The following is a 22,575-nucleotide window of genomic DNA, read 5'->3' as shown; positions in this document are numbered from 1 at the left end:
GGGTCAAATCCTCACTGAACCGCGCCCGCTGGCGTGTTCAACAACACAACGGCAGCAGTCACCAGCAAATTGATCAGGGTCAGCGGCAGGCAGAAGCGCCAGCTGAAATCCATCACCTGGTCGTATCGTGGACGCGGAATGGAAGCGCGCAGCAGGATAAACAACATGATGAAGAACGCGGTCTTCAGGAAGAACCAGAAGAAGGCCAACTGCGGCAGGATGCCGAACGGACCGTGCCAGCCGCCGAAGAACAGCGTGACCAGCAGGGCCGAGATCAAGATGATGCCGATGTATTCGCCAACGAAGAACATGCCCCATTTCATGCCGGCGTATTCAATGTGGTAACCGTCGGCCAGTTCCTGTTCCGCTTCCGGCTGGTCGAACGGGTGACGGTGAGTCACGGCGACGCCAGCGATGAAGAAGGTACAGAAGCCGAAGAACTGCGGAATGATGAACCACAGGTTCTGCGCCTGGTACTCGACGATGTCGCGCATGTTGAACGAGCCGACCTGCACCACGATGCCCATCAGCGCGAGGCCCATGAACACTTCGTAGGACACGGTCTGGGCCGAGGCGCGCAAGCTGCCCAGCAGGGCGAACTTGTTATTACTCGACCAGCCGGCGAACAGTACCGCGTAGACCGACAGACCGGCCATGGCGAAGAAGAACAGCAAGCCGATGTTCAGGTCCGCCACGCCCCAGGTCGGGGTGATCGGGATGATCGCGAAGGCGATCAGCAAGGCGCTCATGGCCACGACCGGTGCCAGGGTGAAGATCACCTTGTCGGCAAACGGCGGGGTCCAGTCTTCCTTGAAGAACATTTTGAGCATGTCGGCAGCGATCTGGAACATGCCGAACGGGCCAACGCGGTTCGGACCGTAACGGTCCTGCCACCAGCCCAGCAGGCGACGTTCGACGAAGCTGAGCAGGGCGCCCGCGACGACCACGGCCAACAGGATCACGACAGCCTTGAGGACCGCAATGATCACGTCGATCACTTCAGGGGTGAACCAGGTCATTGCGCTGCCTCCTGCAGACCGTCAACGGTTTTGCCAAAGATGGCCGCTGGGATGCCGGCGAAACCTTTCGGCAGTGCTACCAGGCCAGCGCCCAACGCTTCGTTGATGCGCAGCGGCAGACGCAGGGTCTGGCCGGCCACGTTCAGGCTGAGCAGTGCACCGTCGTTGACGCCCAGGCGGTCGGCTTCGGACTTGGCCAGGGAAACGTAGGCGGTCGGGATGCGCTCTTGCACCGGCGCGGCCTTGGAAGAGTTCTCTTCGCTGCCGAACAGGTGGAAGAACGGTACAACCTGCCAGGTGCCCTGGGCCGGGTTGAACGGACGCGGTACGGCGGCGAACCAGTTCAGCGAGTCACCGGTGCTTTCGATCAGGCGGGTGCCCGGGTCGCCAGCGCGGATGTGACCACCGACTTCGTCCTGGAACTTGTTCCAGGCCTGTGGCGAGTTCCAGCCCGGCGACCAGGCGAATGGCACCTGCTGACGCGGCTCGACCGATCCCGAGTAACCTTCCATGGAGAAGGCAAACGCGGTGTCCTGGTCTTGTGGGGTACGCGGTTCGTGCACGCTGATGTTGGCGCGCATGGCGGTACGACCGGAGTAACGCAGCGGTTCACGGGCCAGTTTCATGCCCTTGATGCGGAACGCGGCGGACGGTGCGGCGTCGACGATACGCGCCAGCTGCGGCGCGCTGGCAGCAGCGGCGGCGGTCACGTGGTCGAGCTGGGTCCAGTCGATCGGCTGGTTCAGCAGGGTGGCGCGCAGGGCATGCAGCCAGCGCCAGCCTTCGTGAACCAGGATGCTGGCGTCCATGTACTTCGGATCGAACACCTGGAAGAAGCGCTGGGCGCGGCCTTCCTGGCTGACCAGGGTACCGTCGCCTTCGGCGAAGGTGGCGGCTGGCAGGACCAGGTCGGCACGGTCGCTGGTGGCGGTCTTCTGGTGGTCGGCAACGATCAGCACCTTGGCGGCGTTGAGTGTAGCGTCAACCTTGGCGGCATCGGTGCGGGTGTACAGGTCGTTTTCCAGCACGACGATGGCGTCGGCCTTGCCATCCGTTACGGCTTGCAGCGCGGCGTCCAGGGACTCGCCACCGAGCATGGCCAGGCCAAGGCTGTTGGCTTCCGGCACGACCAGGCTGATGGAACCGTTCTTGTCGCGCAGTTTCAAGGCTTTGGCGATGTTGGCAGCGGCTTCGATCAGCGCCTTGGAACCCAGCGAGGTACCGGCAATGATCAAGGGACGCTTGGCGGCCAGCAGTGCGTCGGCGATGCGCTGGGCCAGTTCAACGGCTTCAGTGTCCAGGCCTTCGACGGCCGGCGCGCTGGTGTCCAGGGCGTGGGCCACGGCGAAACCGAGGCGGGCCAGGTCGTCTGGGGCTGCGTGGACGCATTCTTCGGCGATGTCGTCGAGCTTGGTTTCAGCGATGCTTGCGATAAACAGCGGGTTCAGCGCGTGCTGGCCGATGTTTTTCACCGCGGCGTCGAGCCACGGCTGTACGCGCATCGCGTCGGCCATGTCTTCAGCCTTGCCTTTGACCGACTGGCGCAGCGACAGGGCGATGCGGGCAGCGGTTTGGGTCAGGTCTTCACCGAGCACGAAGATGGCGTCGTGGTCTTCGATGTCGCGCATGTTCGGAACCGGCAGCGGGCTGTCGTTCAGCACTTGCAGGACCAGGCGGATGCGCTCCAGCTCACCGGCTTCGATACCGGAGTAGAAGTGCTCGGCACCCACCAGTTCGCGCAACGCGTAGTTGCTTTCGAGGCTGGCGCGGGGCGAACCGATACCGACGATGTTGCGGCCGCGCAGCAGGTCGGCGGCTTTATCCAGCGCGTCGTCCAGGCTCAGCTTGCCGCCGTTGGCCAGCAGTGGCTGGCGCGGACGGTCCTTGCGGTTGACGTAGCCGTAGCCGAAACGGCCACGGTCGCACAGGAAGTACTGGTTGACCGAACCGTTGAAGCGGTTTTCGATACGACGCAGTTCGCCGTAGCGCTCGCCCGGGGAGATGTTGCAACCGCTGGAGCAGCCATGGCAGATGCTCGGCGAGAACTGCATGTCCCACTTACGGTTGTAGCGCTCGGAGTGAGTCTTGTCGGTGAACACACCGGTCGGGCAGACCTCGGTGAGGTTGCCGGAGAACTCGCTTTCCAGCACGCCGTCTTCAACGCGACCAAAGTACACGTTGTCGTGGGCGCCGAACACGCCCAGGTCGGTACCGCCGGCGTAGTCCTTATAGAAGCGCACGCAACGGTAGCAGGCGATGCAGCGGTTCATTTCGTGGGAAATGAACGGGCCGAGGTCCTGGTTCTGGTGGGTACGCTTGGTGAAGCGATAACGGCGCTCGTTGTGGCCGGTCATCACGGTCATGTCTTGCAGGTGGCAGTGACCGCCTTCCTCACAGACCGGGCAGTCGTGGGGGTGGTTGGTCATCAGCCATTCGACGACACTGGCGCGGAACGCCTTGGATTCTTCATCGTCGATGGAGATCCAGGTGTTGTCGGTGGCGGGGGTCATGCACGACATGACGATACGACCACGGGTGTCGTTCTCGTCGGTGTATTGCTTGACCGCGCACTGGCGACAGGCACCGACGCTACCGAGTGCGGGGTGCCAGCAGAAATACGGGATATCGAGGCCGAGTGACAGACACGCCTGTAACAGGTTGTCCGCCCCATCGACTTCGAGCGCTTTGCCGTCTACGTGGATAGTGGCCATGGTTCAAAGTTCTTCGTTGGCCCGTTGTCAGCGGGCGTGGCTAATGGAATCTTGTTATTCATGTGCATCTACACAGCCGTTAAGGCGTCAGCACATGAGCAGTTGAAGGGCACGCGCCCTTCGCCTGTTTAAGCGTTACGCGCCGACTACGATCGGCCTTGCCAGAGGCGGGACGGCGGCGCTGGTAGGCGCGATGCCGGCTTCGAACTCCGAGCGGAAGTATTTGATGGCGCTGCCCAATGGCTCCACGGCGCCCGGTGCGTGAGCACAGAAGGTCTTGCCCGGGCCGAGGAAACCGACCAGACCCAGCAGGGTCTCGATGTCACCCTCGCGGCCTTCGCCTTTTTCCAGGGCCATCAAGAGCTTCACGCTCCATGGCAAACCGTCGCGGCATGGGGTGCAGAAACCGCACGATTCACGGGCAAAGAACTGCTCCATGTTGCGCAGCAACGAGACCATGTTCACGGTGTTGTCCACCGCCATCGCCAGGCCTGTACCCATCCGGGTGCCGACCTTGCCGATGCCGCCGGCGTACATCTGTGCGTCGAGGTGCTCAGGGAGCAGGAAACCGGTGCCGGCGCCGCCTGGCTGCCAGGCTTTCAAGGTGTAGCCGTCGCGCATGCCGCCGGCGTAGTCCTCGAACAGCTCGCGTGCGGTCACGCCGAACGGCAGTTCCCACAGGCCAGGGTTCTTGACCTTGCCGGAGAAGCCCATGAGCTTGGTGCCCATGTCTTCGCTGCCTTCGCGGGCCAACGATTTGTACCAGTCCACGCCGTCGGCGATGATCGCCGGCACGTTGCACAGGGTCTCGACGTTGTTCACGCAGGTCGGCTTGCCCCACACGCCCACGGCGGCAGGGAAGGGCGGCTTGGAGCGCGGGTTGGCGCGACGGCCTTCGAGGGAGTTGATCAGTGCGGTTTCTTCACCGCAGATGTAACGCCCGGCACCGGTGTGCACGAACAGTTCGAAGTCAAAACCGGAACCGAGGATGTTCTTGCCCAAAAGGCCAGCGGCCTTGGCTTCTTCCACGGCACGGTTGAGGTGCTTGGCGGCGGTGGTGTATTCGCCACGCAGGAAAATGTAGCCACGGTAGGTTTTCAGCGCACGGGCGCTGATCAGCATGCCTTCGATCAGCAGATGGGGCAGTTGCTCCATCAGCATGCGGTCTTTCCAGGTGTTGGGTTCCATTTCATCCGCGTTGCACAGCAGGTAGCGGATGTTGATGGATTCGTCCTTTGGCATCAGGCCCCACTTAACACCCGTGGGGAAGCCTGCGCCGCCGCGGCCTTTGAGACCTGCGTCTTTCACGGTCTGGACGATGTCGTCCTGGGCCATGTCGGCGAAGGCTTTGCGCGCCGCGGCGTAGCCGTTTTTGGCCTGGTACTCGTCGAACCATACCGGCTCGGCATCGTCACGCAGGCGCCAGGTCAGCGGGTGGGTCTCAGGCGAACGCTTGATCAGGTTGGCCGGGCCGAAAGATGTAAGGGTCATGGGTAGCCCTCGAGCAATTGGGTCACGCCAGCAGGCTGCACGTCACCGAATGTGTCGTCGTCGATCATCAACGCCGGCGCCTTGTCGCAGTTGCCCAGGCAGCACACCGGCAGCAGCGTGAAGCGGCCGTCCGGGGTGGTTTGGCCCAGGCCAATGCCCAGCTTGTTCTGGATCTCGCTGACCACGGACTCGTGACCCCCGATGTAGCAGACCATGCTGTCGCACACGCGAATGATGTGGCGGCCCACGGGCTGACGGAAGATCTGGCTGTAGAACGTGGCCACGCCTTCAACGTCGCTGGCAGGGATGCCGAGGATTTCACCGATGGCATAGAGGGCGCCGTCCGGCACCCAGCCACGTTCCTTCTGGACGATCTTCAAGGCTTCGATCGACGCCGCGCGCGGGTCTTCGTAGTGATGCAGCTCGTGCTCGATGGCCGAGCGCTCGGTTTCACTCAGGGTGAAACGGTCTGTCTGGATAAGCGTGCTGTTCATGCTTAGCGGTCCACGTCGGCCATAACGAAATCGATACTACCCAGGTACGCAATCAAGTCCGCGACCATCTCGCCTTTGATCACCGAAGGGATCTGCTGCAAGTGGGCGAAGCTTGGGGTACGGATCCGGGTGCGGTAGCTCATGGTGCCGCCATCGCTCGTCAGGTAATAACTGTTGATACCCTTGGTCGCTTCGATCATCTGGAAGGATTCGTTGGCCGGCATGACCGGGCCCCACGAAACCTGCAGGAAGTGCGTGATCAGGGTTTCGATGTGCTGCAGCGTGCGCTCTTTCGGCGGCGGCGTGGTCAGCGGGTGATCCGCCTTGTACGGACCGGCCGGCATGTTGCGCATGCACTGCTCGATGATCTTCAGGCTCTGGCGCATTTCTTCGACGCGCACGATGCAACGGTCGTAGGCATCGCCATTGGCCGCCAGCGGCACTTCGAACTCGAAGTTCTCGTAGCCGGAATACGGGCGCGCTTTACGCAGGTCGAAATCGCAGCCGGTGGAACGCAGGCCAGCACCGGTGACGCCCCATTCCAGGGCCTCTTTGGTGTTGTACTGGGCGACGCCGATGGTGCGACCTTTAAGGATGCTGTTATCCAGCGCGGCCTTCTGGTATTCGTCCAGACGCTTGGGCATCCACTCGACGAACTCCTTGACCAGGCGCTCCCAGCCATTTGGCAGGTCGTGGGCGACGCCGCCGATGCGGTACCAGGCCGGGTGCAGGCGGAAACCGGTGATGGCTTCGATGACCTTGTAGGCGCGCTGACGGTCGGTGAAGGTGAAGAACACCGGGGTCATGGCGCCGACGTCCTGGATATAGGTACCCAGGAACAGCAGGTGGCTGGTGATCCGGAAGAACTCGGCCATCATGATGCGGATGGTGTCGACGCGGTCTGGCACCTTGATGCCGGCCAGCTTCTCGACCGAGAGCACGTACGGCAGGTTGTTCATCACGCCGCCGAGGTAGTCGATACGGTCGGTGTACGGGATGAAGCTGTGCCATGACTGACGCTCGGCCATCTTCTCGGCACCACGGTGGTGGTAGCCGATGTCCGGTACGCAGTCGACGATTTCTTCGCCATCCAGTTGCAGGATGATACGGAAGGCACCGTGAGCCGAAGGGTGGTTCGGGCCCAGGTTGAGGAACATGTAGTCCTCGTTGGTGCCGGAGCGTTTCATGCCCCAGTCTTCCGGACGGAAACGCGCCGCTTCCTCTTCAAGCTGCTGCTTGGCGAGGTTGAGGCTGAACGGATCGAATTCGGTGGCGCGGGCAGGGAAGTCCTTGCGCAGCGGGTGACCTTCCCAGGTCGGCGGCATCATGATGCGCGACAGGTGCGGGTGGCCCGGGAAGTCGATGCCGAACATGTCCCACACTTCACGCTCGTACCAGCTGGCGTTCGGCCAGATACCGGTCACGGTCGGGATGCTCAAGTCGCTCTCAGACAGGGCGACCTTGATCATCACGTCGCTGTTACGTTCCAGCGACATCAGGTGGTAGAACACGGTGAAGTCGGCGCCGCTTGGCAGCCCTTGACGCTTGGTGCGCAGACGCTCGTCCACGCCATGCAGGTCATAGAGCATGACGTACGGCTTGGGCAGGTTGCGCAGGAAGGTCAGGACTTCGACGAGCTTGGCGCGCGCCACCCACAGCACCGGCATGCCGGTGCGCGTGGCCTGGGCGGTGAAGGCATCAGGGCCAAAACGGTTATTGAGTTCGACGACCACATCCTGGTCGTCTGCCTTATAAGGCGGGATGTACAGAGCACTGCCTGTAGTCATGGTTTTTTTATCGCTTTCGGTCAACGTAAAGAATGAAGCCAGGTGTTCGTTCTATAAAAGAAGCGGGCTGGATCAGACTTCGTCAGGGCTGCGCAGGTTGGTGACTGCGATTCGCTGTTCGCGGCGCTCTTCCTTTTGCGAAGGCATCTCGGCGCGATACACGCCTTGATCACCAACGACCCAGGAAAGCGGGCGACGCTCCTTGCCAATCGATTCCTGCAGCAGCATCAAGCCTTGCAGGAACGCTTCAGGGCGAGGCGGGCAGCCAGGCACGTAGACGTCCACGGGCAGGAACTTGTCCACCCCTTGAACGACGGAGTAGATGTCGTACATGCCACCGGAGTTGGCGCACGAACCCATGGAGATAACCCACTTCGGCTCGAGCATTTGCTCGTAGAGACGCTGAATGATCGGCGCCATCTTGATGAAGCAGGTTCCGGCGATGACCATGAAATCCGCCTGGCGCGGCGAGGCCCGGATAACTTCGGCGCCAAAGCGCGCGATGTCGTGGGGCGCCGTGAAGGCGGTGGTCATTTCCACGTAGCAGCACGACAGACCGAAGTTGTACGGCCACAGGGAGTTTTTACGCCCCCAGTTGACCGCGCCACTCAGCACGTCTTCGAGCTTGCCCATGTAGATGTTTTTGTGGACTTGGTCTTCTAACGGGTCGGAAACGGTTTCCCGTTCGCCGATGGGGTACTGCTCGTTAGGAGCATCCGGGTCGATCCTGGTGAGATTGTATTGCATCGCCAAAGCCTCATTGTTTCAGCTTCGCTTGCCGCTTACGACGAGCTTCCGGAGCCCAATCAAGGGCACCCACTCGGAATAGGTAGACAAGGCCTGCCAACAGAATTGCTATGAAAACGAGGGCTTCGACGAATCCGGTCCAGCCGCTTTCGCGGACGGACACAGACCAGGCAAAGAGAAAGAGGGCTTCGATATCGAAGATCACGAACAGCATCGCGACCAGATAGAATTTGGCTGAAAGCCGCAAGCGGGCGCCACCTGTAGGCAGCATGCCGGACTCGAACGGTTCATTTTTGCTGCGGCCCCAGGCTTTTGACCCGAGGAGGCTGGAGACACCGAGCATGAAGGCGCAGAGGCCGACAACACCGAGGAGGAAAATGGCAAAGCCCCAGTTGTGGGCCATGAGTCCTGTCGCTTCGGTCATGCTGGAAATCCTTAACAGAGAGCAAAGGTCTCTGAGCTCGAAAAAGTAACGATGCAGTGACGATATGTCGCACTGCAATCAATCGCGGTGATTTTATGGCTAAACACCGGGCAAGTAAAATTCCTATAGCGAAATTATTCGATGGAATAAGGACATAGTGCACCTTTGTGGGGCTGCAGCCCTTGTGCTATGGGCATTAGCGGGCTTTTGAACAATTAAGTTTTGTTTGTCTGGTAACGAAGCTTTCATGCGCCAAATGATAATGAATATTGTTTGCGTGGGGTTTAAGCGAATGTTTCGCGTGTGGCGGGGGAAGTTGCCGTTACTTGCTTGATTGTCGCTTAGTTGTTGGAGTGGATCTTTTAACCGATCTGATCCTTGGGAATACCGCTCTGGATCAATGTTTTGCGCAAAATTCTGAGGTTGCACACATCCCCCTTGTGGGAGCGGGCTTGCTCGCGAAAGCGGTGTACTAGTCGCTGATGGGCTGATTGACCTACCGCATTCGCGAGCAAGCCCGCTCCCACATTTTGATCTTCATCGTGTCAGGAGGCTTTCCATCGGGCAAAAAAACGCCCCGAACCAGTCGGGGCGTGATTGCTGCGCGGCACTGCGGTTAGGTCTTCCGTGGGGCCGCAGTGGCCGTGTACTCGCTGCTGCTTAGTGGAACTGTTCTTCTTCGGTCGAACCGGTCAGCGCGGTCACGGACGAGGTGCCACCCTGGATCACGGTGGTCATGTCGTCGAAGTAGCCGGTGCCCACTTCCTGCTGGTGCGCCACGAAGGTGTAGCCCTTGGCGGCGTCAGCGAATTCCTGCTCCTGCAGCTTCACGTAGGCGGTCATGTCATTGCGGGCGTAGTCGTGCGCCAGGTTGAACATGCTGTGCCACATGTTGTGAATGCCGGCCAGGGTGATGAACTGGTGCTTGTAGCCCATGGCGGACAGTTCGCGCTGGAACTTGGCGATGGTCGCGTCGTCCAGGTTCTTCTTCCAGTTGAAAGAAGGCGAGCAGTTGTAGGACAGCAGTTGGTCCGGGTATTCCTTCTTGATCGCTTCGGCAAAGCGACGGGCTTCGTCCAGGTCCGGCTTGGCGGTTTCGCACCAGATCAGGTCGGCGTACGGTGCGTAGGCCAGGCCGCGAGCGATGGCCTGGTCGAGGCCGGCGCGTACCTTGTAGAACCCTTCCTGGGTGCGCTCGCCGGTCACGAACGGCTTGTCATACGGGTCGCAGTCCGAGGTCAGCAGGTCTGCTGCGTTGGCGTCGGTACGGGCCAGGATGATGGTTGGCGTACCGGCAACGTCAGCGGCCAGGCGGGCAGCGGTCAGCTTCTGTACGGCTTCCTGGGTGGGTACCAGTACCTTGCCGCCCATGTGGCCGCATTTTTTCACGGAGGCCAACTGGTCTTCGAAGTGCACGCCGGCAGCGCCAGCCTCGATCATGCTCTTCATCAGCTCGTAGGCGTTCAGCACGCCGCCGAAACCCGCTTCAGCGTCAGCCACGATCGGTGCGAAGTAGTCGATGTAGCCTTCGTCGCCTGGGTTCTTGCCGGCTTTCCACTGGATCTGGTCGGCACGGCGGAACGAGTTGTTGATGCGCTTGACCACGGTCGGCACCGAGTCCACCGGGTACAGCGATTGGTCGGGGTACATGGATTCAGCGGAGTTGTTGTCCGCTGCCACTTGCCAGCCGGACAGGTAGATCGCCTGGATACCGGCTTTCACCTGTTGCACTGCCTGGCCGCCAGTAAGGGCGCCCATGCAGTTGACGAAATCTTTGTCGGGACGGAAGGAAGGCTTGGCACCTTGGGTTACCAGGTTCCACAGCTTCTCGGCGCCGAGTTTTGCAAAGGTGTGCTCAGGTTGAACCGAGCCACGCAGGCGGACGACGTCAGCAGCGGAATAAGCGCGGGTCACGCCTTTCCAGCGTGGGTTTTCAGCCCAGTCTTTTTCAAGGGCTGCAATTTGCTGTTCGCGTGTCAGTGCCATGGAGATAAACCTCGTCGCGTTTAGAAGATCCGTTTTCCAGCCGTGCATTCAATGCGTGGGCAGGGCTGCTCGCTGACCAGAAGCTTAGGCGGTCATGTCGGGTCTGGCGGGGAAGGCGACGGGATGAACGTGGTGCTCAAGGGGGAGTTGAGCAGGTAAGGGCAAACTGCGGACAGTCTTCGGGCGTCGTGGGCCTTTGTACGTTCCATCAGTGTGTAGCCGGTTTACCTGGTTAGCTTCCGTCCCTCGGGACAACTTCGTTCCAGTCGCAACCAAAGTCAAACACGCCTTGTGGGCGGTACAGACACGAATCGGCTCGGGTGGGTAGCTTGGAGCGGCGATCCGAAGGCCCTTGCCAGGGCCCCTGATTAGCGGGAGCGAGGCCATCATGCACAGGCTTTTTTGTATCGTCAAATGTTTTGTAGTGCTTTTTTTTAAGCACTACATCTTTAGTCTAGGACGACTCATCGGTCAGTTTTTGGTGCTTCAGTTCAGGGTGTCGACCTTGACCCGCAAAGTCAGGTCATCTCGGCCCTGAGTAGAGTAGCTGCGGGTTGTAGAGGATTTGTCGGCCTGGGTCTCGCGATTGATGCCGGCCAGGGTGATCCACTCGCCCAGGCGACCGCTGACAGTTGTGTCGGTGCTTTGCACGTTCACTACATCGGGACGTTCCTGGCTCATGCGGTCACGGTTAGTGCTGATGGCCAGGTGAACGGTCTCGCCGGTGACGCTTGCCGTCACGTAGAAGCCCTGGGTGACGTTGCGATACTGGGTCTGGTTCTGCGGGCGGCCGTAGGCGTCCGGCTGGGTGGTGGTGAGTGGCACGCTCTGCCCAACCTGGATCAGCGCAGGCACGCCTTCGCTGGCCTGGACTTGCTGGATGCCACCGTCACGGCTGGCGGTGCCGTAGCTGATGATGCGAGTCTGGCTGTCGCCGGTGTTCTGCTGGTTGTTCTCATTGGTGTCGACGGTGATCAGCAGGCGCTTGGCGGGCGTGTCCAGTTGGGTGAGCAGGGCGCGCAGGTCCTGGATCTTGCCGGGGTCGGCCTTGACGATAAGCTGGTTGCCGTAGGCGCTGACGGTGCCGTCCTTGCCGATGAAGTTCTGTGCCACCGGGAGCAGGTCGGCACTGGTGCGGTTGCTCAGGTTGACGACTTCGGTGTCGGCCACGGCGGCGAAGCTGGCGGTCAGGAGGAGGGCGGTGAGCAGGGTGCGTAGGGACATGTCCGTTATCTCTGCGAGTCATTTAGGCGGGATAGTGCCAGTTTGTCGGCCTGGTGGGTCGCAAATTGAATCGTAGACGGCAAAATGCCCTGGCATGGCAGGGCATTTGTGTTGGTGCGGAAATAGCCTTCGCGAACGAGACAGCTCAGTCCTCGCGCACCATATCGACATGCGGAATCCCGACCTCAAGAAACTCATCACTGACGATCTTGAAACCCAAGCGCTCATAAAACGGCGCCGCATACACCTGCGCACTGAGGAACTGCTTGGTCTGGCCACGTTTCTGGGCCACGCCAATCACCGCATCCATCAGCTTGTCGCCCACGTTCAGGCCGCGCCAGTCCTTGAGGACCGATACCCGACCAATCTCGCCCGTAGGCAGCAGGCGCGCAGTGCCGATAGGAAAGTCGCCTTCAAATGCGAGGAAATGCACCGCGCCTGCGTCTTCCGAATCCCACTCCAGCTCCGGTGGAACCGATTGCTCCGCGATAAACACCGCTTCACGAATGCGCCGTATCTCGGCGATATCCTTTTGCCAGTCCGCGACACTTACGTGAATCTTATTCATCGGCAAATCCCAGGCTTCCTTGCTTGACCAGTTCGCACAGCAGGTCACGGCCGTCTTCGTCCGCCAGCCACGAGCCGAGGTTCTCGGCGTGCAGGGCGTCGGCGGAGCAGATCAGTTTCAGCAGCTCGCGCAGCTTGCCCGGCAGGTAACGGCTCTGGCCGCTGGCGAACAGCAGCACGTCGTCGTCCACTTCCGACCAGGCCAGGCGCGCGCTCGGGTTGCGCACCAGGATCGCGCCATCTTGCAGGGCGTTGATGAAGTCTTCTTCGCCCAATTCTTCGCCGGCCACCAATTCAGGATAGCGCGGTTCGGTCATGAACTGGCCGAACCAGGTCAGCAGCATGCGCTCGTCGCTCATGTGCTCGGCCAACAGGCTCTTGAGGCGGTCTAGGGCATCGCCCTGGATCTGGTGCGGGTCGCTGGCCGGCTGTGCGTCGGCGTCGGTGTAGCGCTCTTCGTCAGTCAGGTACTGGCTGAGGAAGTCGGTGAAGTGGGTCAGCACTTCAGCCGCGCTCGGTGCACGAAAGCCGACGGAATAGGTCATGCAGTCATCTTCGGCGATGCCGAAATGCGCCAGGCGTGGCGGCAGGTACAGCATGTCGCCCGGTTCCAGCACCCATTCGGCGCTTTCTTCGAATTCGGCGAGGATGCGCAGGTCAGCGTGCTGCAGCAGCGGGCTTTCGGAGTTGCACATCTGGCCGATCTTCCAGTTGCGCTTGCCCTGGGCTTGCAGCAGGAACACGTCGTAGTTGTCGAAGTGCGGGCCGACGCTGCCGCCAGGTGCGGCAAAGCTGATCATCACATCGTCGATGCGCCAGCTTGGCAGGAAGCGGAACTGCTCCAGCAGCTCGGCCACTTCCGGCACGAACTGGTCGACGGCCTGCACCAGCAGGGTCCACTCGCGTTCCGGCAGGGTGCTGAACGTGTCTTCAGCGAAGGGGCCGCGACGCAGTTCCCACGGGCGCTCGCCGTGCTCGATCACCAGGCGCGATTCGACTTCTTCTTCCAGGGCCAGGCCGGCCAGTTCGTCGGCGTCGATCGGGCTTTCGAAATCAGGGATGGCCTGGCGGATCAGCAGCGGTTTTTTCTGCCAGTAGTCGCGCAGGAATTCCCGTGCCGTGATGCCGCCCAGAAGTTGAAGAGGGATATCAGGATTCATGTGTAACCTATTGAAAGAAAGCACTTTTCAGACTGGAATAAAAACGCCCGGCGCGGCCGGGCGTCTCAAAGGGTCTTGCGAAGATCAGATGCGCTTGGCTTGCGCTACAGCGTTGCCGATGTAGTTGGCCGGGGTGAGCAGTTTCAGCTCGGCCTTGGCCGCAGCTGGCATGTCCAGGCCGTCGATGAAAGTTTGCAGCGCTTCAGGGCTGATGCCCTTGCCGCGCGTCAACTCTTTCAGTTTTTCGTACGGGTTTTCGATGTTGTAGCGGCGCATCACGGTCTGGATCGGCTCGGCGAGGACTTCCCAGCAGGCGTCCAGGTCAGCGGCAATCTTCTGCTCATTGAGCTCAAGTTTGCTGATGCCTTTGAGGCTGGCCTCGTACGCGATCACGCTGTGCGCGAAGCCCACGCCGAGGTTGCGCAGTACGGTGGAGTCGGTCAGGTCGCGCTGCCAGCGGGAGATCGGCAACTTGCTGGCCAGGTGCTGGAACAGCGCGTTGGCGATGCCGAGGTTGCCTTCGGAGTTTTCGAAGTCGATCGGGTTGACCTTGTGCGGCATGGTCGACGAACCGATTTCGCCGGCAATGGTGCGCTGCTTGAAGTAGCCCAGGGAGATGTAGCCCCAGATATCGCGATCGAAGTCGATCAGGATGGTGTTGAAGCGCGCAATGGCGTCGAACAGCTCGGCGATGTAGTCGTGGGGTTCGATCTGCGTGGTGTACGGGTTGAAGCCCAGGCCCAGCTCGTCTTCGATGAAGGCGCGGGCATTGGCTTCCCAGTCGATCTCGGGGTAGGCCGACAGGTGGGCGTTGTAGTTGCCCACGGCGCCGTTGATCTTGCCCAGCAGCGGTACGGCCGCGACTTGAGCGATCTGACGCTCCAGGCGGTACACCACATTGGCCAGTTCTTTACCCAGGGTGGTCGGCGAGGCCGGCTGGCCGTGGGTGCGCGACAGCATTGGCACGTCGGCGAAACGGATGGCCAGTTCGCGGATGGCGTTGGCGGTCTGGCGCATCAGTGGCAGCATCACGTCATCACGGCCTTCGCGCAGCATCAGGGCGTGGGACAGGTTGTTGATGTCCTCGCTGGTGCAGGCAAAGTGGATGAACTCGCTGACCTGGGCCAGTTCCGGCAGCTTGGCCGCTTGCTCTTTGAGCAGGTATTCGATGGCTTTTACGTCGTGGTTGGTGGTGCGCTCGATCTCTTTCACACGCTCGGCGTGCTCCAGGGAGAAGTTTTCCGCCAGGGTGTTGAGCACAGCGTTGGCTTCGGCGGAGAACGCCGGCACTTCGCTGATGGCGGGGTGAGCGGCCAGGCGCTGGAGCCAGCGCACTTCAACCAGAACACGAGCACGGATCAAGCCGTATTCGCTGAAAATAGGGCGCAGGGCCTGGGTTTTGCCGGCGTAGCGGCCGTCAACAGGGGAAACCGCAGTGAGCGAAGAGAGCTGCATGGGGTGTTCTCGGACAGTCGGGCAACGAAATGGGGCGCGTATCATACATGAAAAAATCCGCCGGTCCGTCGCCAACTGACCGGCGTATTACGCGTGAGGCTATAAAAAAACGGGTCGCTGCGACTTATTCGTTGCGCATCAACGGGTAAAGCTCTTTGAGCAATTTGCGCCGGCTGATCACCAGTTGCCAACGATGACCGCCCAACTGGCGCCACAACCGCGCCGAACGAATACCGGCCAGGAGCAGGGCGCGGATTTTCGAGGCGTTGTTCGGTTGCTGCAGGTTGCGCATGTCGCCGTGCACCTGGATGCGTTGGCGCAAGGTGCTCAAGGTGTCCTGGTACAGCGCACCACAGGCCGCGATCACGTTTTCGTGGGCGGGGCCGAAGTGTTCCACTTGGGACTGAATCTGCGGCAGGCGTTTGCCGATGGTTTCGAGCATGTCCTCGCGCTTGGCCAGTTGGCGTTCGAGGCCGAGCATCGACAACGCATAGCGCAACGGCTCGCGCTGCAGGGTGCTCGGGTCGCGCTCCAGGGCGCCGATCAGCGCGCGGTAGCCTTCACGCAGCGCCAGATCATCACCGCCATAGACTTCCAGGGTGTCCTTGGGGTCGCGGATCAGCAGGCTGCCGAGCATGCAGGTCAGGCCGGCTTCGGTGACCTGGCCGGTCTTGGCAATCTTGTCCACCAGCACCGCGGCGAGGAATACCCCGCCCAATGCCGTCAATTGCTCCTGGGTCGGGCTCATGCCGATGCGCTCCAGGCTTCGGCCACTTCAATCACGCCGCCGCCCAGGCAGATTTCGCCGTCGTAGAACACCACGGACTGGCCAGGCGTGACCGCGCGTTGCGGGTCATCAAAGGTGGCGCGGTAACCGGTGGCGGTTTTTTCCAGGGTGCAGGGCTGGTCGCTCTGGCGATAACGCACCTTGGCGGTCAGACGGCGCGGGGTGCTCAGGTCGATCGGGTTGACCCAATAGATCTCCGAGGCGAGCAGGGCGCCCGAGAACAACAGCGGATGCTCGTTGCCTTGGCCGACGATCAGCACGTTGTTTTCCAGGTCCTTGACCAGCACATACCACGGCTCTTCACCGGCATCTTTCAAGCCGCCGATGCCCAGGCCCTGGCGTTGGCCGATGGTGTGGTACATCAAGCCATGGTGACGGCCGATGACTTCACCTTCGGTGGTATGGATCTCGCCTGGTTGCGCCGGCAGGTACTGCTTGAGGAAGTCGCTGAAGCGGCGCTCACCGATAAAGCAGATGCCGGTGGAGTCCTTCTTCTTCGCGGTGGCCAGGCCGTGTTTCTCGGCGATCTTGCGCACTTCGGGTTTTTCCAACTCGCCCACCGGGAACAGGGTCTTGGCGATCTGTTCACCGCCGACGGCGTGCAGGAAGTAGCTCTGGTCCTTGTTCGGGTCCAGGCCCTTGAGCAGTTCGGTGCGGCCATCGATGTCGCGGCGACGCACGTAATGGCCAGTGGCGATCAAGTCGGCGCCGAGCATCATGGCGTAGTCGAGGAACGCCTTGAACTTGATTTCACGGTTGCACAGGATGTCCGGGTTCGGCGTGCGGCCGGCCTTGTATTCGGCCAGGAAGTGCTCGAACACGTTGTCCCAGTACTCGGCGGCGAAGTTGGCGGTGTGCAGCTTGATGCCAATCTTGTCGCACACGGCCTGTGCGTCTGCCAGGTCGTCCATGGCGGTGCAATATTCCGTTCCATCGTCTTCTTCCCAGTTCTTCATGAACAGGCCTTCCACCTCATAGCCCTGCTCCATGAGCAGAACGGCGGAAACGGAAGAGTCCACGCCACCGGACATGCCGACGATGACGCGCTTCTTTTGTGTGTCAGAAGGGGCTGGATCACGCATAGGGTTTCAACGGGTGTCTTGAAAAAGGACGCGATTCTATCAGGCTCAGGCCTTCAAGGCTAAAGAGAAGGGCGGATCAATTCGAGACTGTGGCGCTGCCCGGCCAGATAATCGTCGATGCAGCGGATGATCAGCTCGCTGCGCCAGTCGTCGCGCACGGCCATCAGCTCGTCACGGGTCAGCCAGCGGGCGCGCAGGATGCCTTCGTCGAGCTGATAGTCCGGGTGGTGTTTCAGCGCCTTGGCGATGAAGCAGACCCGTTGGTAGGTCACGCCATTGCTCGGGGCCGTGTACAGGTAGATGCCGACGATGCCGGTGGCTTCCACGTCCCAGCCGGTTTCTTCGAGGGTTTCGCGCACGGCGGCTTCGGTCAGGGTTTCGTGCGGGTCGAGGTGGCCGGCGGGCTGGTTGAGCACGGCGCGGCCGCCCTTGAGTTCTTCGACCATCAGGAAGCGGCCGTTGTCTTCGACAATGGTGGCGACGGTGATGTGGGGTTGCCAGGTCATGGTTGCCTCAATGTGTAGTGACTGAAGAAACTCGATCGGTGTGGGAGCTGGCTTGCCTGCGATAGCGGTGGGTCAGCTGCTGCTGTGTTAACTGAAAGACTGCTATCGCAGGCAAGCCAGCTCCCACATTTGATTGGGTTTGTTCAGTGAGAACGGGGTGTAAATAAAAACCCCGGCACGGGGCCGGGGCTTCTTTGCATCCTTACAACCTTACTTCAACTTGGCAATGGCCGCGTTGAGGGTGTTGCTTGGGCGCATGGCTTTGCTGGTCAGCTCTGGGTTCGGCGCGTAGTAGCCGCCGATGTCCACTGGCTTGCCCTGTACGGCGTTGAGTTCGGCAACGATGGTCGCTTCGTTCTCGGTCAGGGTCTTGGCCAGTTCGCCGAACTGCGCTTGCAGTGCAGTGTCTTCGGTCTGGGCAGCCAGGGCTTGTGCCCAGTACAGCGCCAGGTAGAAGTGGCTGCCGCGGTTGTCGATGTTGCCGACTTTACGCGATGGCGACTTGTTGTTGTCCAGGAACAGGCCAGTGGCCTGGTCCAGGGTCTTGGACAGTACCAGGGCTTTCGGGTTGTTGTAGTTCACACCCAAATGCTCGAGGGATGCGGCCAGGGCCAGGAACTCACCCAGGGAATCCCAGCGCAGGAAGTTCTCTTCCACCAGTTGCTGTACGTGTTTCGGCGCCGAACCACCGGCGCCGGTTTCGAACAGGCCACCGCCGTTCATCAGCGGCACGATGGACAGCATCTTGGCGCTGGTGCCCAGCTCCATGATCGGGAACAGGTCGGTCAGGTAGTCACGCAGCACGTTACCGGTCACCGAGATAGTGTCCAGGCCCTTGCGGGTGCGCTCCAGGGTGAACTTCATCGCGTCGACTGGCGACATGATGCGGATGTCCAGGCCTTCGGTGTTGTGGTCTTTCAGGCAAGCCTGAACTTTCTCGACCACCACGCCGTCGTGTGCACGCTTAGGGTCCAGCCAGAAGATGGCCGGGGTGTTGCTGGCGCGAGCGCGGTTGACGGCCAGTTTGACCCAGTCCTGGATCGGCGCATCTTTGGTCTGGCACATGCGGAAGATGTCGCCGGCTTCAACAGCCTGTTCCATCAGCAGGGTGCCCTTGCTGTCGGTGACGCGGACAACGCCGTCAGCCTTGATCTGGAAGGTCTTGTCGTGGGAGCCGTACTCTTCGGCTTTCTTCGCCATCAGGCCAACGTTTGGCACGCTGCCCATGGTGGTTGGGTCGAAGGCGCCATTGGCCTTGCAGTCTTCGATGACCGCCTGGTAGATGGTGGCGTAGCAGCGATCCGGAATCACAGCCTTGGTGTCGTGCAGCTGGCCGTCGGTGCCCCACATTTTACCGGAGTCACGGATCATGGCTGGCATCGAGGCGTCGACGATGACGTCGCTCGGCACGTGCAGGTTGGTGATGCCTTTGTCGGAGTTGACCATCGCCAGGGATGGGCGAGCAGCATAGACCGCCTGGATGTCGGCTTCGATCTGCGCTTGTTGCTCGGCCGGCAGGGCCTTGATGCGTGCGTACAGGTCGCCGATGCCGTTGTTCAGGTTGAAGCCGATCTGCTCCAGCACGGCAGCGTGCTTGGTCAGGGCATCTTTGTAGAATTCGGCAACGATCTGGCCGAACATGATCGGGTCGGAGACCTTCATCATGGTGGCTTTCAGGTGAACCGACAGCAGAACGCCTTGTTTCTTGGCGTCTTCGATTTCAGCGGCGATGAAGCTGCGCAGGGCTTTCTTGCTCAGCACGGCAGTGTCGATGATCTCGCCAGCTTGTACCGAGGTCTTTTCTTTCAGGACGGTTGCGGTGCCGTCTTGAGCGATCAGCTCGATTTTGACAGCGTCAGCGGCTTCGATCTGTACGGCTTTTTCGCTGCCGTAGAAGTCGCCGTTGTTCATGTGCGCGATGTGCGACTTGGAGTCAGCAGCCCAGGCGCCCATCTTGTGCGGGTGCTTGCGTGCGTAATTCTTGACCGACAGCGGTGCACGGCGGTCGGAGTTGCCTTCGCGCAGGACCGGGTTCACGGCGCTGCCCTTGACCTTGTCGTAACGTGCACGGGTTTCTTTTTCCGCGTCGGTGGTTACGGTTTCCGGGTAGTCCGGCAGGGCGTAGCCCAAGGCCTGCAGTTCCTTGATCGCCGCTTGCAGCTGTGGGGTCGAGGCACTGATGTTAGGCAGCTTGATGATGTTGGCTTCAGGCGTAACGGCCAGGTCGCCCAGTTCGGCGAGGTGGTCCGGGATGGCCTTGGCGCCCAGTTGCTCGGGGAAGCTTGCGAGGATGCGCCCGGCGAGGGAGATGTCGCGGGTTTCCACGGCAATATCAGCGGAAGCGGTGAAGGCCTCTACGATAGGCAGCAGTGAATAGGTGGCGAGGGCTGGGGCTTCGTCGGTGAAGGTGTAGATGATCTTCGAGCGGGTGGGCATATTCGGATTAACTCTCTTCTTTGCTGAAAGCGTGCGCAGAAACTCGAGATGCGCCGGGTGGAGCGCGTTCGTTCAAAGTCATCCATGAGCGAAATGTCGAGGTTTCTTCGCGGTGATGTTGGGTTGCATCAGTCGAGCGTCAAGCGGGTGGACTATTGTTTAGTCCGGCTTTTCTGGCGGAGGGCACTGTTATAGAGCGGTCGGCCGTCGTGACTCTTTGGTCAGCGGCGGCATTATACATAGGTCGCTATGCTTACGCCGAGCCTTCATACAAAAGGTGTGTCGTCCATTGGTCTAAAGGTCGCAGGGGCCGGGTTGCGCCAGAAGCCGCACGTTGTGCTCAAGATTGGCACTTTTCCCGTTTCTTTCAGGCTTGTAGGCCACTAAATGTGCTGTTTTCGATGCAAATGAGCATGGCGCGAGGTTTCAGTCGCCATTTATCTGGAGTAGGCTCGAACGCAGCCAGATGTTCAATCCATAGATGGAGTTCAGCATGGGATACAAGAAGATTCAGGTTCCGGCAGTCGGCGACAAAATCACCGTCAATGCAGACCATTCTCTCAATGTTCCTAATAACCCGATCATCCCTTATATAGAAGGTGACGGTATTGGCGTCGACATCAGCCCGGTGATGATCAAGGTGGTCGATGCAGCTGTTGAAAAGGCCTACGGCGGCAAGCGCAAGATCTCCTGGATGGAGGTGTATGCCGGCGAAAAGGCGACTCAAGTCTACGACCAGGACACCTGGCTGCCTCAGGAAACCCTGGATGCGGTCAAGGATTACGTGGTTTCCATTAAAGGCCCGCTGACCACGCCGGTGGGTGGCGGCATCCGTTCGCTGAACGTGGCCCTGCGCCAGCAGCTCGATCTTTATGTATGCCTGCGCCCCGTGCGCTGGTTTGAAGGTGTGCCAAGCCCGGTCAAGAAGCCCGGCGATGTGGACATGACCATCTTTCGTGAAAACTCCGAAGATATTTACGCCGGCATCGAGTGGAAGGCTGGCTCGCCGGAAGCGATCAAGGTTATCAAGTTCCTTAAGGAAGAAATGGGCGTTACCAAGATCCGTTTCGACCAGGATTGCGGGATTGGCGTGAAGCCGGTCTCCAAGGAAGGCACCAAGCGCCTGGCGCGCAAAGCCCTGCAATATGTGGTGGATAATGACCGCGATTCGCTGACCATCGTGCACAAGGGCAACATCATGAAGTTCACCGAGGGGGCCTTCAAGGAGTGGGCCTATGAAGTGGCGGCTGAAGAGTTTGGTGCGACGCTGCTGGATGGCGGCCCGTGGATGCAGTTCAAGAACCCGAAGACCGGCAAGAGCGTGGTGGTCAAGGACGCCATTGCCGACGCCATGCTCCAGCAGATCCTGCTGCGCCCGGCTGAGTATGACGTGATCGCGACCCTCAACCTCAATGGTGACTACCTGTCCGACGCGCTGGCGGCGGAGGTGGGTGGGATTGGTATTGCGCCGGGGGCCAACCTCTCCGACACCGTGGCCATGTTCGAAGCCACCCACGGTACGGCGCCCAAGTATGCGGGTAAGGACCAGGTGAACCCCGGCTCGCTGATCCTGTCGGCGGAAATGATGCTGCGCCACATGGGCTGGACCGAGGCAGCCGACCTGATTATCAAGGGCACCAATGGCGCGATTTCGGCCAAGACTGTGACCTATGACTTCGAGCGCTTGATGGAGGGCGCCAAGCTGGTGTCATCGTCGGGCTTTGGTGATGCGCTGATTTCGCACATGTAAGCGGCTGGGCATAAAAAGCCGGCCATACCGTCGAAGCGGAATGGCCGGTTTTTTATTGGGCGCTTGCTCAGTGGCCAATCAGGCCAATTCGTTTTCTGATTTTCGAGCAGTGCCGTTAGTTGCTGTGTCGTTGGTGCCTGGCACACTGATATTCACTGCGTGCATACCTTTGGGTCCCTGAAGAATGTCAAAGGAGACCGGCTGCCCCGCCTTCAGTGTTTTGTAGCCTTCCATGTTAATCGCTGAGTAATGCGCAAAAAGGTCTTCGTCCTTGCCGTCTTCAATGATGAAGCCGTAACCCTTGGTATTGTTGAACCACTTGACCTTACCGCTAGTCATGCCCATATCCCTCTGCACCAGACTCCATCACTGGAGTATCATCCAGTTTATCCGTCCTAACCCGAATAAATAAGGTTGACTGCGCGGACCTTTTTTACCCACTGTGGGTTCTATTGGTTGTAACACCGTTTCGCCGATAGTCAAGGCGACCAGCCGGTCGGAGTTGAAATTCTGACAGGTCGCCCCCACCACTGTATTTGAACCACTGACGAACCTTTCTTTCCATGCATGCAAACAGCCAGATTCGACTAACATTCAATCAGGATCGCCCGGATCAGGAACATGACGACGACGGTTCTGCAGGCATTGCTGTTCAGGAGGCCAAGCCCGCCCTGCAGGCTCCGCCGATGTACAAGGTGGTTTTGTTCAATGATGACTACACACCGATGGATTTCGTCGTCGAAGTGCTCGAGGTGTTTTTTAACCTGAACCGCGAGTTGGCGACCAAGGTAATGCTGGCCGTTCACACAGAAGGACGGGCAGTATGTGGAGTGTTTACCCGCGACATCGCCGAGACAAAGGCCATGCAGGTCAACCAGTACGCCAGGGAAAGCCAGCATCCGCTACTCTGTGAAATCGAGAAGGACGGTTAACGCCGACCACTTGGGTA

19 protein-coding genes are annotated in these 22,575 nt (G+C 60.3%); 2 read left to right on the top strand and 17 right to left on the bottom strand.

Features of this window, described 5'->3' with window-relative positions; genetic code table 11:
• Positions 1 to 11: 11 nt before the first annotated feature.
• The 16 genes from nuoH to ACVWVP_RS21055 all read right to left on the bottom strand — a co-directional run bounded on the left by nuoH (position 12) and on the right by ACVWVP_RS21055 (position 19,876).
• Positions 12 to 1,019, bottom strand: coding sequence for an NADH-quinone oxidoreductase subunit NuoH (gene nuoH, locus ACVWVP_RS21130; RefSeq protein ID WP_060755669.1), 1,008 nt, complete (start codon positions 1,017 to 1,019; stop codon positions 12 to 14).
• Positions 1,016 to 3,730 (bottom strand): NADH-quinone oxidoreductase subunit NuoG, encoded by a 2,715-nt coding sequence (nuoG, locus tag ACVWVP_RS21125; protein WP_457407797.1) that lies wholly within the window; start codon positions 3,728 to 3,730, stop codon positions 1,016 to 1,018. The genes nuoH and nuoG overlap by 4 nt, the downstream gene beginning before the upstream one ends.
• Positions 3,731 to 3,865: 135 nt before the next feature.
• The gene (gene nuoF, locus ACVWVP_RS21120) at positions 3,866 to 5,221 is read right to left on the bottom strand and encodes an NADH-quinone oxidoreductase subunit NuoF (RefSeq protein WP_178918802.1); all 1,356 of its coding nucleotides are present in this window, start codon (positions 5,219 to 5,221) and stop codon (positions 3,866 to 3,868) included.
• A complete protein-coding gene (nuoE, locus tag ACVWVP_RS21115) occupies positions 5,218 to 5,715 on the bottom strand; it encodes an NADH-quinone oxidoreductase subunit NuoE (RefSeq protein ID WP_003174721.1) in 498 nt (165 codons plus the stop codon). The genes nuoF and nuoE overlap by 4 nt, the downstream gene beginning before the upstream one ends.
• Before the next feature lie 2 nt (positions 5,716 to 5,717).
• The gene (gene nuoC / locus ACVWVP_RS21110) at positions 5,718 to 7,502 is read right to left on the bottom strand and encodes an NADH-quinone oxidoreductase subunit C/D (RefSeq protein ID WP_259174993.1); all 1,785 of its coding nucleotides are present in this window, start codon (positions 7,500 to 7,502) and stop codon (positions 5,718 to 5,720) included.
• A gap of 72 nt (positions 7,503 to 7,574) precedes the next feature.
• Positions 7,575 to 8,249 (bottom strand): NuoB/complex I 20 kDa subunit family protein, encoded by a 675-nt coding sequence (locus tag ACVWVP_RS21105; protein ID WP_016969249.1) that lies wholly within the window; start codon positions 8,247 to 8,249, stop codon positions 7,575 to 7,577.
• A gap of 10 nt (positions 8,250 to 8,259) precedes the next feature.
• Positions 8,260 to 8,673 (bottom strand): NADH-quinone oxidoreductase subunit A, encoded by a 414-nt coding sequence (locus ACVWVP_RS21100; RefSeq protein ID WP_003219575.1) that lies wholly within the window; start codon positions 8,671 to 8,673, stop codon positions 8,260 to 8,262.
• Positions 8,674 to 9,333: 660 nt separating this feature from the next.
• Positions 9,334 to 10,659 carry an isocitrate lyase gene (gene aceA, locus ACVWVP_RS21095; RefSeq protein WP_016969250.1) on the bottom strand — a complete coding sequence of 442 codons (1,326 nt, stop codon included), beginning with the start codon at positions 10,657 to 10,659 and terminating at the stop codon, positions 9,334 to 9,336.
• 486 nt (positions 10,660 to 11,145) lie between these two features.
• On the bottom strand, positions 11,146 to 11,883 hold the full coding sequence (locus ACVWVP_RS21090; RefSeq protein ID WP_457407796.1) for a secretin N-terminal domain-containing protein: 738 nt from the start codon (positions 11,881 to 11,883) through the stop codon (positions 11,146 to 11,148).
• Between the two features lie 145 nt (positions 11,884 to 12,028).
• On the bottom strand, positions 12,029 to 12,451 hold the full coding sequence (locus tag ACVWVP_RS21085) for a GNAT family N-acetyltransferase (RefSeq protein ID WP_178918799.1): 423 nt from the start codon (positions 12,449 to 12,451) through the stop codon (positions 12,029 to 12,031).
• Positions 12,444 to 13,610: a ribosomal protein uL16 3-hydroxylase gene (locus ACVWVP_RS21080; protein WP_178918798.1), complete on the bottom strand. Its 1,167-nt coding sequence runs from the start codon at positions 13,608 to 13,610 to the stop codon at positions 12,444 to 12,446. The genes ACVWVP_RS21085 and ACVWVP_RS21080 overlap by 8 nt, the downstream gene beginning before the upstream one ends.
• A gap of 84 nt (positions 13,611 to 13,694) precedes the next feature.
• A complete protein-coding gene (purB, locus tag ACVWVP_RS21075; RefSeq protein ID WP_034098692.1) occupies positions 13,695 to 15,065 on the bottom strand; it encodes an adenylosuccinate lyase in 1,371 nt (456 codons plus the stop codon).
• 124 nt (positions 15,066 to 15,189) lie between these two features.
• Complete coding sequence (hflD, locus tag ACVWVP_RS21070) at positions 15,190 to 15,813, bottom strand: high frequency lysogenization protein HflD (protein WP_016969254.1); 624 nt, start codon at positions 15,811 to 15,813, stop codon at positions 15,190 to 15,192.
• The gene (mnmA, locus tag ACVWVP_RS21065; protein ID WP_457407795.1) at positions 15,810 to 16,934 is read right to left on the bottom strand and encodes a tRNA 2-thiouridine(34) synthase MnmA; all 1,125 of its coding nucleotides are present in this window, start codon (positions 16,932 to 16,934) and stop codon (positions 15,810 to 15,812) included. The genes hflD and mnmA overlap by 4 nt, the downstream gene beginning before the upstream one ends.
• Before the next feature lie 59 nt (positions 16,935 to 16,993).
• Positions 16,994 to 17,440 (bottom strand): NUDIX hydrolase, encoded by a 447-nt coding sequence (locus ACVWVP_RS21060; protein ID WP_259174987.1) that lies wholly within the window; start codon positions 17,438 to 17,440, stop codon positions 16,994 to 16,996.
• Positions 17,441 to 17,650: 210 nt separating this feature from the next.
• Positions 17,651 to 19,876, bottom strand: coding sequence for an NADP-dependent isocitrate dehydrogenase (locus ACVWVP_RS21055; protein ID WP_457407792.1), 2,226 nt, complete (start codon positions 19,874 to 19,876; stop codon positions 17,651 to 17,653).
• Between the two features lie 493 nt (positions 19,877 to 20,369).
• On the opposite strand from ACVWVP_RS21055, the gene icd reads away from it, so the two are divergent.
• Positions 20,370 to 21,626 carry an NADP-dependent isocitrate dehydrogenase gene (icd, locus tag ACVWVP_RS21050; RefSeq protein WP_457407790.1) on the top strand — a complete coding sequence of 419 codons (1,257 nt, stop codon included), beginning with the start codon at positions 20,370 to 20,372 and terminating at the stop codon, positions 21,624 to 21,626.
• Between the two features lie 78 nt (positions 21,627 to 21,704).
• On the opposite strand, the gene cspD is transcribed toward icd, so the two are convergent.
• Complete coding sequence (gene cspD, locus ACVWVP_RS21045) at positions 21,705 to 21,965, bottom strand: cold shock domain-containing protein CspD (RefSeq protein ID WP_405046584.1); 261 nt, start codon at positions 21,963 to 21,965, stop codon at positions 21,705 to 21,707.
• Positions 21,966 to 22,189: 224 nt separating this feature from the next.
• On the opposite strand from cspD, the gene clpS reads away from it, so the two are divergent.
• Positions 22,190 to 22,558 carry an ATP-dependent Clp protease adapter ClpS gene (gene clpS, locus ACVWVP_RS21040; RefSeq protein ID WP_005789091.1) on the top strand — a complete coding sequence of 123 codons (369 nt, stop codon included), beginning with the start codon at positions 22,190 to 22,192 and terminating at the stop codon, positions 22,556 to 22,558.
• The last annotated feature ends 17 nt before the right edge of the window (positions 22,559 to 22,575 follow it).

This window comes from Pseudomonas sp. TE24901 (assembly GCF_054058375.1).
The sequence above is the reverse complement of the archived record's forward strand: the minus strand, read 5'-3'. Positions and strand labels throughout refer to the sequence as shown.

Bases quoted from the DNA above. Each gene is read 5' to 3' on its own strand.
- aceA (WP_016969250.1), bottom strand. From the start codon at position 10,659: ATGGCACTGACACGCGAACAGCAAATTGCAGCCCTTGAAAAAGACTGG.
- nuoC (WP_259174993.1), bottom strand. From the start codon at position 7,502: ATGACTACAGGCAGTGCTCTGTACATCCCGCCTTATAAGGCAGACGAC.
- ACVWVP_RS21060 (WP_259174987.1), bottom strand. From the start codon at position 17,440: ATGACCTGGCAACCCCACATCACCGTCGCCACCATTGTCGAAGACAAC.
- clpS (WP_005789091.1), top strand. From the start codon at position 22,190: ATGCATGCAAACAGCCAGATTCGACTAACATTCAATCAGGATCGCCCG.
- purB (WP_034098692.1), bottom strand. From the start codon at position 15,065: ATGCAGCTCTCTTCGCTCACTGCGGTTTCCCCTGTTGACGGCCGCTAC.
- nuoE (WP_003174721.1), bottom strand. From the start codon at position 5,715: ATGAACAGCACGCTTATCCAGACAGACCGTTTCACCCTGAGTGAAACC.
- ACVWVP_RS21085 (WP_178918799.1), bottom strand. From the start codon at position 12,451: ATGAATAAGATTCACGTAAGTGTCGCGGACTGGCAAAAGGATATCGCC.
- ACVWVP_RS21090 (WP_457407796.1), bottom strand. From the start codon at position 11,883: ATGTCCCTACGCACCCTGCTCACCGCCCTCCTCCTGACCGCCAGCTTC.
- icd (WP_457407790.1), top strand. From the start codon at position 20,370: ATGGGATACAAGAAGATTCAGGTTCCGGCAGTCGGCGACAAAATCACC.
- nuoF (WP_178918802.1), bottom strand. From the start codon at position 5,221: ATGACCCTTACATCTTTCGGCCCGGCCAACCTGATCAAGCGTTCGCCT.
- nuoG (WP_457407797.1), bottom strand. From the start codon at position 3,730: ATGGCCACTATCCACGTAGACGGCAAAGCGCTCGAAGTCGATGGGGCG.
- ACVWVP_RS21105 (WP_016969249.1), bottom strand. From the start codon at position 8,249: ATGCAATACAATCTCACCAGGATCGACCCGGATGCTCCTAACGAGCAG.
- ACVWVP_RS21100 (WP_003219575.1), bottom strand. From the start codon at position 8,673: ATGACCGAAGCGACAGGACTCATGGCCCACAACTGGGGCTTTGCCATT.
- ACVWVP_RS21080 (WP_178918798.1), bottom strand. From the start codon at position 13,610: ATGAATCCTGATATCCCTCTTCAACTTCTGGGCGGCATCACGGCACGG.
- mnmA (WP_457407795.1), bottom strand. From the start codon at position 16,934: ATGCGTGATCCAGCCCCTTCTGACACACAAAAGAAGCGCGTCATCGTC.
- ACVWVP_RS21055 (WP_457407792.1), bottom strand. From the start codon at position 19,876: ATGCCCACCCGCTCGAAGATCATCTACACCTTCACCGACGAAGCCCCA.
- nuoH (WP_060755669.1), bottom strand. From the start codon at position 1,019: ATGACCTGGTTCACCCCTGAAGTGATCGACGTGATCATTGCGGTCCTC.
- hflD (WP_016969254.1), bottom strand. From the start codon at position 15,813: ATGAGCCCGACCCAGGAGCAATTGACGGCATTGGGCGGGGTATTCCTC.
- cspD (WP_405046584.1), bottom strand. From the start codon at position 21,965: ATGACTAGCGGTAAGGTCAAGTGGTTCAACAATACCAAGGGTTACGGC.